Origin of the sequence: Calothrix sp. PCC 7507 (genome assembly GCF_000316575.1) — a bacterium.
In the GTDB taxonomy this organism is placed as follows: domain Bacteria; phylum Cyanobacteriota; class Cyanobacteriia; order Cyanobacteriales; family Nostocaceae; genus Fortiea.
Window position 1 is genome coordinate 2,547,273 of the sequence record NC_019682.1, and the last position, 12,951, is coordinate 2,560,223.

At 44.8% G+C, this 12,951-nt stretch carries 11 protein-coding genes; all 11 read left to right on the top strand.

What is annotated here, in order from left to right; genetic code table 11:
• Positions 1-409: 409 nt before the first annotated feature.
• The 11 genes from CAL7507_RS10980 to CAL7507_RS11030 all read left to right on the top strand — a co-directional run bounded on the left by CAL7507_RS10980 (position 410) and on the right by CAL7507_RS11030 (position 12,934).
• Entirely contained in the window at positions 410-595 is a 186-nt protein-coding gene (locus CAL7507_RS10980) for a hypothetical protein (RefSeq protein ID WP_015128546.1), read from the top strand.
• 24 nt (positions 596-619) lie between these two features.
• Positions 620-1,195 carry a phage tail protein gene (locus tag CAL7507_RS10985; RefSeq protein WP_015128547.1) on the top strand — a complete coding sequence of 192 codons (576 nt, stop codon included), beginning with the start codon at positions 620-622 and terminating at the stop codon, positions 1,193-1,195.
• A gap of 3 nt (positions 1,196-1,198) precedes the next feature.
• On the top strand, positions 1,199-1,933 hold the full coding sequence (locus CAL7507_RS10990; RefSeq protein ID WP_015128548.1) for a hypothetical protein: 735 nt from the start codon (positions 1,199-1,201) through the stop codon (positions 1,931-1,933).
• A 46-nt stretch (positions 1,934-1,979) separates the two neighbouring features.
• Positions 1,980-2,492 carry a hypothetical protein gene (locus CAL7507_RS10995; RefSeq protein WP_015128549.1) on the top strand — a complete coding sequence of 171 codons (513 nt, stop codon included), beginning with the start codon at positions 1,980-1,982 and terminating at the stop codon, positions 2,490-2,492.
• Positions 2,493-2,551: 59 nt separating this feature from the next.
• On the top strand, positions 2,552-4,699 hold the full coding sequence (locus tag CAL7507_RS11000) for a VgrG-related protein (RefSeq protein ID WP_015128550.1): 2,148 nt from the start codon (positions 2,552-2,554) through the stop codon (positions 4,697-4,699).
• A gap of 109 nt (positions 4,700-4,808) precedes the next feature.
• Complete coding sequence (locus CAL7507_RS11005) at positions 4,809-5,105, top strand: PAAR domain-containing protein (protein ID WP_015128551.1); 297 nt, start codon at positions 4,809-4,811, stop codon at positions 5,103-5,105.
• 273 nt (positions 5,106-5,378) lie between these two features.
• Positions 5,379-5,792, top strand: coding sequence for a GPW/gp25 family protein (locus tag CAL7507_RS11010; protein ID WP_015128552.1), 414 nt, complete (start codon positions 5,379-5,381; stop codon positions 5,790-5,792).
• 2 nt (positions 5,793-5,794) lie between these two features.
• The gene (locus CAL7507_RS11015) at positions 5,795-8,002 is read left to right on the top strand and encodes a putative baseplate assembly protein (RefSeq protein WP_015128553.1); all 2,208 of its coding nucleotides are present in this window, start codon (positions 5,795-5,797) and stop codon (positions 8,000-8,002) included.
• Between the two features lie 21 nt (positions 8,003-8,023).
• The gene (locus CAL7507_RS11020) at positions 8,024-9,073 is read left to right on the top strand and encodes a phage tail protein (RefSeq protein ID WP_015128554.1); all 1,050 of its coding nucleotides are present in this window, start codon (positions 8,024-8,026) and stop codon (positions 9,071-9,073) included.
• A 64-nt stretch (positions 9,074-9,137) separates the two neighbouring features.
• Positions 9,138-10,397, top strand: coding sequence for a DUF4159 domain-containing protein (locus tag CAL7507_RS11025; protein WP_015128555.1), 1,260 nt, complete (start codon positions 9,138-9,140; stop codon positions 10,395-10,397).
• A gap of 386 nt (positions 10,398-10,783) precedes the next feature.
• The gene (locus CAL7507_RS11030; RefSeq protein ID WP_015128557.1) at positions 10,784-12,934 is read left to right on the top strand and encodes a WD40 repeat domain-containing protein; all 2,151 of its coding nucleotides are present in this window, start codon (positions 10,784-10,786) and stop codon (positions 12,932-12,934) included.
• Positions 12,935-12,951 lie beyond the last annotated feature (17 nt).

Below are 12,951 nucleotides of genomic sequence, written 5' to 3' on the forward strand. Positions count from 1 at the left end.
ACTCAAAATTATTGCTTCAAGCTGTAATATTCAGTAAAACTTTTCAATACCAATTCACGAAAACACTGATACAAAGAGATTTCTCGTAGGGGCACGGCATTGCCCATTGGTGTCAACTTAAGGTGAAACCCATATCCCGCCTCAGAATGAATTCTGAGTCTAATAACAAAAGTCATCTGAAGATGACTAAAAATTCTCAAAAATCCTCAGTTTACTTTAGTAAACTTTGGTTATTAGCCTTGGAATTCATTCCAAGGCGGGTATGTAAGCTTTGCAATAAGCCATCTGTGGCTTAAGTTGACACCTATGGGCATTGCCGTACCCTTACCACTGTGATAACTTCGACCTTTGTCTAATATCAAGGACGAACCGATCTTTCTATACTAATAGCGATTATGGGTGTTTCTTTATGGTCAAGTATTCTTCTCAAGCCAGCGATCGCCAAGATGATCTAACCACTCTATCTGAGTTAGCAGGTCAAATACTGCGTGATCCACTGTTACGGTGGCAGATCAGCCAACGGGTTTATCAATTGATGCAGGAAGATATGCGTAGCCAAAGAGAAACGGCCAAAAACTACACAAGATTGTTTTGATGTTTGCATCACCTCCAGCTAACAATGCCAGTCAACAGCAAATCTGAAAAAAATGGCAATAACACCCGCGAACTTAGCTACGTTACAGCCAATCGCTTTTATGTAGAAATAGAGAGTAGTATTACTGCCTGTTTTACTGAGTGTTCGGGTTTGGGTGTGGACTTGGATTACAAAACTCAATATGAAGGTGGTGTTAACGATCAGCAAAGAGTTTTGTTAGGACAAGTCAAATTTTCGCCCGTCACACTCAAACGCGGCATCACTAACGATCTGGTTTTTTGGCATTGGCTAGAGCAGATATTGACCCAAAAAGACCCCAGTCGCAATCATGCTAGCAGCACTAAAAACCGCCGCAATGTCAATATTTTGCTCTTCAATCAAGCGGGGGAAACTATGCAGCGTTGGACACTTATTGGTGCAGTTCCTGTTGGGTGGAAAGCCCCATCTTTAAATGCAGATAGCAACTCTGTCGCCATTGAAGAATTAACTTTAATCTATGAAGGATTAAAGGTTAGTAATCAGCAATCAAAATCTAGTGGTAGCGGAGCATCTATCCTTAAGGCCGGACGCGACGATAAGGGATATTTCGCTAGTTACTAAAATATGAGAGAAGGACTCAATGATCATCCCACAAATAGCAAGTTTGAGGAAGAAACGAAACTCTTAGAACCTCTAGGTATCAAAGCTCCCTTACTGCCAGCTAGAATAATAGGCCAAAATTACCTGCAAACACAAATCATTCCTATAGAATTGGTTGCTGCTGAAATTCGGGGAAATATGGCGATCGCAGCATTTGCAGAATCTCAAGAAAGAACTGGAGATGTCGAACTAGAGTTAGAATTGCCACAATTGCCTCAAGTTTTGCAAAATTTAGCCATTCTCAGTCCTTTGGTTATGGAATCTGCTGCTCAAGAAAATTTAGCGCCGACTGGCCAAAAGACAGTTAAGATTGCATCGAGCGATCGCTTGACTTTTGCTCCCATAACTGTTCCTAGTAACCACCATAAAACCAAGCCCAACTTAAAACCATCCACGCCTACCACAGCCACACCAGAAGCTTGGTCAAACATTACTGACTTATTAGCCAACGTTGATAGTGCAGACATCGGCAATATAGATCATGTCATAGGTCAGCCACCAATTAAACCTGTCATAACCCCTCAACAGAGAACGGAAACTTTTACTCAGCAAATGACTTCTCCACACCGATCTGCACAACAACCAGACCGTCGTAATTTAGAGCTTCTGGCTCAAGAAGTTTATGCCTTCATTCAACAGCAATTACTAATAGAGCGAGAGTTTCACAGTCAATTCTCTTCAGGCCGACTGCCTTGGTAAAGACTTTCTAAATAAATGCTGCAAAAGTTTCATTGAGGAAAATTATATGCCAACTTCGAGTCTGGTTAAAGCCAAACTGATTGCCTGCGATAAAGGGGCCGAGGACATCGAATTTATGTTCAACCCTACCCAGCTAGATTTTGGACAGACGATTAGTTTGAACAAAAATCCAGGAGCAAGGACTGGTAGAGGATTGCCAAAAGTCACTTTTGGTTATCCAGAGCCTTGTACACTCAACATCAGAGATATATTTTTTGATACATATGAAGATGGTAGTAACGTATTAACGCACATCAGCAAATTTCAAAAAGCCGTTGACTTCGCTCAAGCAGGAGAAGGTAAGGAGAAACGCCCACCTATATATGTATTTACTTGGGGAGAACAAAAGTATATACGTTGCTTTGTCATCAGCATTAACTATAGCCTAATGATGTTTCTGCCTGACGGTACACCAGTACGAGCCAAGTTAGATTTGACTTTAGAAGAAGTAGATGAATCAATTTCTCAACCTGGTATGGGTACTCCAGCAAATGTGAATCGTGGAGAGAAGCGGAGATAGGTGTAGGCGTTAAAAATTAACATTAAATAAATAAAAAAAGCATAAAAAAAGAGATTGTCATGGGAACTTATATTGCAGAACCGATGTTGCAGATTGATGGCAGCGATGCTTCCTCAGAACTACTTGAGGATATTCTGCAAATATCTGTTGAAGAAAGCCTGCATCAACCAGGAATGTTTACTTTAGTGATTCGCAACGATTACTTTCCTGGTCGAGAAGAGGATTCAGCTTGGCGTCACCAAGACTTATTTGCAATCGGTAAATCGGTAAAAATTGGTTTTAAATCTAGCATTACACAAGCACAAGAATTTTCTGAGCAGGGGCAAGGCTACATTCTCCAAGGGGAAATCACAGCTATAGAAACTCAGTTCAATAGTGAATCCCAAGCACCTCTAATTATTCGCGGTTATGATACATCTCACCGCTTGCATCGGGGACGCTTCAATCGCTCTTTTCAGAATGCTAAAGACAGCGATATTGCCAAAAAAATTGCTGGTGAAGTGGGAATATCTATCGGCACGGTTGATGATAGTGGCGGACCTCACGGTTTTGACGATCCTCCTGGATATATTTTCCAGAAAAATCAGACTAATATGGAATTTTTGCACGAGAGAGCAGCCAGAATTGGCTTTGAGCTTTTTGTACAAGATAACAAACTGCACTTTCGTAAACCTACAGCAGGAGATACTTTAAACCTCAAATGGTTAAAAAATATTCATAGTTTAGCAGTGCGTGTCACGAGTGCCGAGCAAATAAATTCCGTCCAAGTCCGAGCTTGGGACTATAGCCAAAAAAAAGTAATTGTCTCTAATAAAAATGCGCCCCAAATAGTTACAGCAATAGATTTTGGTAAAGGTAGTAGCACCAGTAACAGCTTTAATGGTAAGCCAAGTTCGCCAACAATGATTATCGTCGATCGCCCGGTTTCTACTGTTGATGAAGCAGATGCGATCGCCCAAGGTGTATGTAACGAGATTGCTGGAGACTTCGTTCATGCAGATGGTAAAGGCGAAGGCAATCCTTTATTGCGGACAGGAAAAGTGGTAAAACTAGAGGGAATGGGTAAATATAGCGGTAACTATTACGTTTCTCAGACCCGTCATTTATATCAAGAAGGTACTTACACAACAGAATTTAGCGTTCGAGGTTTGCGAGGAAATAATTGGTTACCTCGCATTACCCAAAGTAATTTACAACCAGGTCAAACGCCTTTAGTGGGCATTGTGACTAACAATAACGATCCCCAAAAATGGGGCAGAGTCAAAGTGAAATTTCCCACCTTGACTGAAGACCACCAAAGCAATTGGGCGAGAGTTGTGGGAACAGGAGCAGCAGGCGATCGCGGCTTTGACTGTCTACCAGAGATTAATGATGAAGTGTTAGTAGCTTTTGAACATGGCGACATCCATCGCCCTTATATAATTGGGGGAGTTTGGAACGGTAAAGATGCACCACCAGAAACTGTGGAAAAATCGGTTGCTGATGGCAAAGTCCGCCTCAGAACATTTAAAACTCGCTTAGGTCATAAACTGCAATTTGTGGAAGAAGATAAAGATAGCAGTAAATCTGGCTGTTATATGGAGACGACAAAAGCGCATAAATTCCACATGAATGATAGCGATAAATTTGTGGAAACTAAAACCACAGACGGTCATTATATGCGTTTAGACGATAAAGATAAGAAGATAGAAATTAAAACAAATGGTGGTCATCAGGTGCTGATGGATGACCAAGGTAAAAACATCAAAATTAAAACGAATGGTGGACATCAAATAACAATGGAGGACACTGGTAAAGAAATTGCAATTAAAACCACTAACGGTCAAAAAATAACTATGAGTGATACCAGCAATAGTATTAGCATAGAGGCACTGCAAACAATTAGTATAAAAGCGCCTATGGAAATTAAATTAGAATCAGGGCCAAGCAGTATAAAAATTGCCCCCAGTGGGATTGAAATGCAAACCCCGGCTAAAATCAGCGGACAGGCAGGGGGAATGCTAGATTTTAAGGCTGCGGGTACTGCAAATATGAAAGCTGGAGGAGCAATGTCACTTCAGGCTGGGGCTGCTTTATCAATACAGGCTGGTGCTTCTTGCAGCGTGCAATCTGGTGCAGCGCTAAATTTACAAGCAGGGGCTGCGGCTGCTCTGATGGCAGCTATCACTGCTAGCGTTACAGCACCTTTGATTCGACTTAATTGTTAAAGAACTTGTAGGAAGTATCGCTACTAATGGCTAATATTTGAGTAGCAAAATGCAATACATAATTAACGTCTAAAACTATCAATTTGCAATTAGCAAAAGGAAGATTTTCATGTTACCAGTCGCAGTCTTAGGGGATCTGGCTAGTGGCAGTCCGATAATTGGACCGGGAGCGCCAAATGTCCTAGTGATGGGAAGACCCATAGCTTGTATGGGAGATGCTGTGGCAGGGCCCACCATTGCCACTGGGGTACTAACTATGCCTTCTTCTGTAACTGTTCTTGCCTGTGGTCGTCCCGTAGCGCACATGGGGACGATGGCTGTAGGAGTGACTCCGCCAATACCAGTGCCAGTACCAATATCCTTGCCTGTGATTGCAACCGGGGTGACAGTGTTAGTTGCACCTTAAGTCATATCTTGCACCATTCTCAATAACCGTAGGGGAGCCACCCTCGTGCGCGGGTTACCCGCGTTGAGAGGAGTGGCGTTGGGCATTTCCCACCGACACAAACATAGGGGTTTTAGGCAATGTAAGGCATAGCCCTACCTACAAAAAATGGATTATTGCAACTGGTGCAAAATGTAAGTTAATTAAGTCGCCGATAATTCGACTTTTGGCTAATAGTCTTGGCAGTTACTCTACAGTAGAGTGACTGCACAGTTAGGCCCCAAAGTAACTTGCATGTCAGATGCAACTAATAATCGACAATCCCACCTGGGTACAGGATGCTCATTCCCTCTACGAGTGAATGTACAGGGAAGTATTCAACTCAGTTCAGCAGAGCGGAATATTGAAGAATCTATTTGGTTGATCCTAGGCACGCAATTAGGCGAACGGCTTTATCGACCTAACTTTGGATCGCGGCTTTCAGAATTGACTTTCGCACCCATGAATACTCAAACTTTACTGCTGCTGCGACTACATGTGCAGGAGGCTTTGCAAATGTGGGAGCCGCGGATTGTTGTGGATGCAGTGCGTACTGAAGCCGATCCAGTGCGGGGTCGAGTAGACATTATGTTGGAATATCACCCCAAGGGAAGCCATGATGCTCGCAGTTTGGTCTATCCCTTTTATTTGTTGCCACGAGGGGAGTAATTGTGGAATTTGATTTTCTACCCAAGTTACCGAAGTCGGATTTAGACGATCGCACTTTTAAGGACTTAGTAGAAGAGTGCATTCTCCGCATTCCTCGTTACTGTCCTGAATGGACAAATTACAACCCCAGCGATCCGGGAATTACCCTAATTGAACTGTTTGCTTGGTTAACAGACCAAATGATGTTGCGGTTCAATCAAGTTCCCAGACGCAATTATGTGGCTTTTCTGGAGTTACTAGGGGTTCGCTTGCAAGCACCAACTCCGGCGAGGACGGACGTGACTTTTTATCTGAGTGCGTCTCTGCCTGAGACTTATACAATTCCTGAGGGAACAGAAGTAGCAACACTGCGGACAGAAACCGAAGAAGCGATCGTCTTTAGCACCGATCGCCAGTTAGAGATCGGCAAGCCCAGCATTCGTCATTTTCTCACGGCACAGATTACAGAAGATTTTCCGCAAATATTGCGCGATCGCTTTACGGGATTGTGGACACTCAGTCCTGATGGCCAGTGGAGCGGCAGAGAGCTAGCATTTTTTAACGAACAACCCCATCCTGGCAATTGCTTTTATCTAGTGTTCGAGCCAGGACAGCCTATTGACGGCAATGTCATCGCAGTTAACTTTAAGGGAGAAGCTGCCACATCTACTGGCATCAACCCAGAAGCACCGCCGCGTCGCTGGGAAGCCTGGAATGGCAGGTCTTGGGAACCAGTTTTACTGCGAGAAACAGACGATCGCACTAAAGGTTTCAGTTTCAGCGAACTAGCGCGTACTGGTGGCAATCCGCTACAAGGTGCAGATATCGTGCTGCATCTGCCCCAGTTCTGGCCTGTGACCCAGTTTTCCACTTATCAGGGTCGTTGGCTGCGTTGCATTTATGCTGACCCCTTACCCAATCAACCAAGCTACATTAGCTCTCCCCGCATTGTCGGCCTGTCTGTGCGCTCTATTGGCGGTAGTGTGGCAGCCAGCCAAAGCGAATTAATCACCAATGAGCCGCTAGGAGAAAGCAACGGCAAACCAGGGCAAACATTTCAGTTAATGGGTTTTCCGGTTCTGGAGCGCAAAGAAACAGAATATATTCTAGTTACTCCACCTGGGGAACTGCCCCAAAGATGGCGCGAGGTGATGGATTTTGCTAATTCAGTCCCTCAAGACCGCCACTACATCATTGACTCGCGCACCGGCACCGTGCAGTTTGGCCCATTGATTCGTGAACCAGGTCAAATTCAGCAGCAGACGCTATTGCGTGCCAGATTCCAAATGACAGAACCAGCAGAGAGAGAACGGCTACTCAACTCAGGAATAGGTGAGGAAACAGTTAACTCTTTAGAGCGGCAATATGGGGCTGTACCGCCGAGAGGCTCCTCGATTAGTATGGTTGCCTATCGCATTGGCGGTGGTGTGAAAGGAAATGTCCAAGTTGGCTCGATCAGAGTTTTGAAAAATTCTCTGCCTTACGTTGCTAGCGTCGTCAACTACAAACCCGGACGCAACGGGAAGAATGCTGAATCTTTAGAAGAAGCAGCAATCCGAGTGCCAGCAATGCTTCGCACTCGCGATCGCGCTGTGACTGCTGAAGATTTTGAAGCTCTAGCCATCAAAGCCTCTGGTGGCGCTATTGCCCGTGTCCGCTGCTTGCCTGCCAAAGCCATTACCGAAGCTGGTATAGTGCGTCTGCTACTATTACCGCAAGCAAATACAGATGGAATTGCTCGCGCTCAAGGTATGGAACCAGAGCAATTTGCCCTCAGCCCCCAACTGACCGAGCAAATTTTGGACTATCTCAATGAGCGGCGACTATTGGGGGTGCAGGTACGCTTGCAAGAACCAGAGTATGTGGGGGTAGCAGTGCAAACTGAAGTAGCCCTAGAGCCAGAATATAGCCATTCTCGCGCCCAACAAGAAATCCTCTCAAAATTGCAAGTTGCCCTTTACCGCTTTCTCAATCCCCTGACTGGGGGACCAGAAGGTAAAGGCTGGCCATTTGGTCGCCCCGTTTATCCTTCAGATATTGTGACTTTGTTCCAGCAAATTTCTGGGGTGCGCTACTTGGGCGTAGTGCAGTTGTTTGAGTTACGCAAACAAGGTACAAACTGGGTGCGATCGCTGCCGCAAAATCCAGTCATCGATCCTGGTCCATTGGGTTTAGTTTGCTCCTGGCAGAACCCCCAACTCCGCTCTGGTCACATTATTAACTTGATTTAACCTCATACCTAACACCTAACAATGTCCCAAGCCCGCTCTAGTTCTTCCTTATATCTGCAACTTACTCCCATGCAGATCCCCGAAACAGCTATATCAACGGGGATAGGAGGATCTGAGCAGATGCGGCGCGTACGCGGTGCGTCTTTGCTTCAGGAGCATACTCCTGCTAGCAACTCCTTGGTTTTATACCCAGGAGAACCTAGTGAAATGGTAGTAAAAATTAAAAATCTGGGAACTCGGGTGCTGCAATTGCACCTAGAAAGTCAGGGGAATTTTCCAGCTTTTTGGTGTCGCACCCATCTGGAAGCGCAGACAATTGCGCCAAATCAGGAGATTTATGCATTGCTATACTTCCGGGTGCCAGAAAATTTCTTTGAGTCAGATCGGTCTTTAGCTGCTGACCAGTCTCTAGTTCTCGATTATCATAGCCGCATTGATGTCAGCTATACGGAAATAGATAGCCGTCAGCCAGTCTGTGAATCTGCCAGCTTCAGCTTACACGTGCGACCGCGTAGCCTGTACCTCGATTTCTTACCAGGCATTTACCGCGAAACAGATTTTATCGGTCGCTTGCTGCACATTTTTGAGCAGGCATTTGAACCGACGGTGGGGATTCTAGATAGCTTATCGGCTTATCTAAATCCGTTAACTGCTCCAGAAGCATTGCTGCCGTTTCTAGCTTATTGGGTAGGTTGGCCGATAGACTCTCGCTGGAGCGTTATGCGCCAGCGTTATCTGATTGGTCAAGCTTTAGAGCTTTACCGTTGGCGGGGTACACGTCGCGGTTTGCGGCTATACCTGCATCTCTATACAGACTTGCCCTTAGATGAGCATCTGCCTGAAGCCCAGAAGCATATCGGTATTGAGGAAATCTTTAGCGAAGGCTTTATTTTAGGAGGAACACGCCTTGGAGAAGACTCGTTGCTGGGGGGTGGGCGTCCCTATCACTTCATTGTCCACCTGCGTCTCGATCCAGGTAAGGAGGTAGATATAAGTTTGGTGCGAGAGGTGATTGAACGAGAAAAGCCAGCTTTTTGCACATACGACCTCTTTATTGAACAAAGCAATTAGCAGTTGCCTACAGACTAAATTCGTCAGGCCAATCCAAAATCTAAAATCTAAAATCCCAAATCGAATGACTGAACAATTTCCACTACCACCGACTAAGATTCTCGAACGCTTGCTGGTGACTGACGGACTGCTGATGAACGCCGATCGCTGGCGCATAGCTCATGAATACCACCGTCAGCGACAAAATATTCACTATCAATCTCTCAATCAACCAGGAATTGTTTCTGGGTTAGGGGTGTGCTTGATATCAGCTCCCTCAGAAGTTCCGACAAATTACCGCGATCGCCGTTGGATACAAATTCAACCCGGTATTGCTATTGATCTAGCTGGTAACCCGATTATTGTGCCCCAGCCAGAAACTTATCGCATTGCCACCCAAACACAGTCAGAAACATCACTGACTGTATATTTAGTCATCAGTTACGTAGACCCAGAAAGGTTGCGCCGTTCAGCAACCGCTGACATTCTCCACGAAACTTTTCGGATTGACGAGAAACTTAGTCCTCCAGGAGAAACAGAAGTCGAATTGTGCCGGATTTTGCTACCACCCGGAAAAGTAGAGTTGGAAAATCCCGCAGATGTGTTTTTCCCTGGTTCCAACCAGCTAGACTTGCGCTATCGCCACCAAGTGCGATCGCGTCCCCAAGCAACTGTGCGCGTTGCCCAAATCGCTAATAGTGCAGCAACAGAGCGCAGTGCAGCTAATCTCTCCTATTTACTTCAATCTGTTTCCGGTCTTTACCCAGCGTTGAATGCTCAACAAATCGAGCCAATCAACTTGGAAATTAAAGATATTAATTCTCAAATCAAAGCTTGCGATTTACTATTCCTGGCAATTCGCGAAGCATTTTCTTTAAATCAAGAAGAATTTATCGGTCTTAAAAATTATTTAGATTCAGGAGGCGTTTTATTAGTAGATACTTCCAACGATGGGGATGCCACAATTAGCAGCATTTTAAACCTAGCACAACAGTTAGGGCATCCCATACAAGATATAAAAAATATGAAACTCAATCATCCTTTGCGGACAGAACCTTTTTCTTTTGCCGCCCTACCTAGCGTAAATCAAGAACAGATTCATCTCAGATATGGTGGCGGCATTATTTTAGTAGTTGGCGAACTTTCAACCGCGTGGGGATTAGATGATGAGCTTTTATTACCACGAGAAACTATCCGCACTGCTCAAGAAATGGGAATCAATATTTTACATTTTAGCTGGAAACGACGACAGATAATGCAGTTACTCGGTGCTAGCGATCGCATTACCGCATCCAGTGTGGATTCTTGGATAAATCAGAGTGCATTTGATGAGCTGAATATCTAATCTAAGTAGCAGGAGAGAAAGTTTTTTCTGTTCTGGGATACGCAGTTCATGACGGCTACTTAATATATAGGAATCCGGTTTGATTATTGAAAAATTTCCGTACACTTTAATCTTAAGTGTAGGGTGGGCAATGCCCACCACATCCGGGTTTTGGTGGGCATTGCCCAACGCCACTCCTCTCAACGCGGGAAACCCGCGCACGAGGGTGGCTCCCCTACGTGTATTTCAGATTCAAAATTAATATAACTCTTGTGGGGTGGAACGAAAAGCCCGCCTTAATTATACAAGTTAAATGTGGAACAGCTTATAGGGAAATTTTTATGAGAAATTCATCCAAAAAAGACAGTTAATGATCTTGAGTTACAGGCGCGTTGGGTATTTTGGTAATGGCAAATAGTATCAGTACAACAATTTCAGAACAGGTGATTAAATTTAAGCCGGGTGGAACGCCTGCCTCTTTTAATATATCTGTGACAAATGACAGCGATCGCTTCGCTGCGTTTCAATTAGAGATGATCGCTGCTGGTGCTGACGTAATTCCCGGTCTTCGTTGGTACAATTTTTCGCCAGAAGTAAGTGCCAAAAAACCACCAGGCGATCGCACGCGATTTACTGCCACAATCACGGATAGTCCAGTTCCAGGGTTTGCTGGCATCATGAACCTCACCGTGCGGATTTTCTCCTTGGAACTGGGAGAAGAAACAAGAGAAGTAATACGCCTGGTTGTAGAAAAAAGCAAAGGACTCACACCTGTAAAATTAACGCTGCCTGTAGCAGAATTTCCAGCTTATCCTAGCGATTTACTAGAAATTCCTGTCAGTCTCTACAACCCAAGTCAACTAACTGCCAATGTCGTCCTCAATTTTTTGGGCGTAGATATTACATGGTTGGTTGAAGGAAACGAAAGACGCTTGCAAATTCCACCCGGAGGTAAAACAGAGACAACTTTCTTATGCCAACTGCCAATTCCAAGCCTTGTTCCCAGTCAGCCATATCCTTTTACTATTGAAGCTGACCTAATTGATGGCCCTTTATCTAGTGCAACTGGAACCATAATAGTTTTGCCGAAAGGGTTTGTAGACTTTAACTGCATACCCAAAGAACTGCAAATGCCACCATCAGCCTCAGCATGGTGGATACCTAAGTGGAAGTGTCACTCTGCCACCTACATACTCAAATTTGATAATGCCAGCAATTTAAGACCGGATGTAACGGTGCTGGTACAACCAGAAGCTGGACAGCGCCAAAGCACTTGGGAACTTATCCCAGAGAAAGCCAAAATCTCTCCAGGCGAGATCACAGAGTTGCAGCTAACGATCAACAAGCGCAGACACTGGTGGGGGGGAAGCAAAAAATTACGGTTTGAGGTCAAGGCTATTGAGTCAGAAACGGACATAGATATCCGCAATGATACGCAATTCCTCAAACTGAATGTGCTGCCTGTTTTGCCGATTTGGATGCAACTATTGATAGGTGCTGGCTTGCTCACACTAGCTTGGGCTTGTTCCTGGCTAAATCCTAATAACCCCTTATTCGGACACACTGCTCCAGTAACTTCTGTGCAATTCAATGGCATGGGGGACAATGCGGTGAGTGGGGGGAATGACCAAAAAATTATTAAGTGGGATAGTGCAGGCTTTCTCAATCCACTGATTAACCAGTTCCAGGGTGACCTGGGCAACCTCGGCAAAGCAGTGCGCGTAGTTCGCTATCGTCCAGTGGACAATAATCTCTTAGCGGCAGGTTTAGAAAATGGCGAGTCATGGTTATTTAATCTGGCTGGAGATGGCAACAAACCTATAGATTCTTTCTTATTTCGCAAAGACGATCGCGTATTGGCTCTAGAGTTTACTAAAGACTCGCGCTATTTGTTTAGCGGTCACGGTAGCGGTTATGTTTTGCAGTGGGATGTCCAAAGTGACCTGGAAAAGAACGTCAGTGTTAACAACTCGCCTTTTAAACAAAAAAAATTCGATTTCGCGGTCTCTGCTTTGGCTCTAGCCGGAAAAGCAAATAAAAATCTCATGGTTGGCGGTCGCTTCAACCAATTGTGGATGTGGAATTTTGAACCTGATAAAGTCCGTTCCTTGCCTTATCAGGAAGGCAGCAAAGACGACTACATTCAAAGCTTAACAGTTGCCGCTTACAAGCCAAATTTAATGGCAACAGCCGACAATCAGGGATATATTACCCTGTGGAATTTGGATAAATGCTTGAGCAAAGATGTTAAGTGTACCATTGTCGATCGCTGGGGCAACGGTCATGGCAGCAAACCAGTGCGCTCTGTGGTTCTGAATAGAAATGGTTGCTACTTAGCTAGTGGCGGAGACGACGGCCGGGTGATGCTCTGGCCTTTGAATATTGACGGCAAGCGCCATCCCCAATTTGCCAATGGTCAAGAAGTGGGCAGGTCTGAGCAACGAATCAATAGTGTCGATCTCAAGAGACAAGGCAAAAACATCTTTGTCCTCAGTGGTAGTGACGATACGCAAGTGAGAATTGATGTTACTCCACAAAGCGATACGGGCTGTAAATAAGATAATGAGCGTGAGAG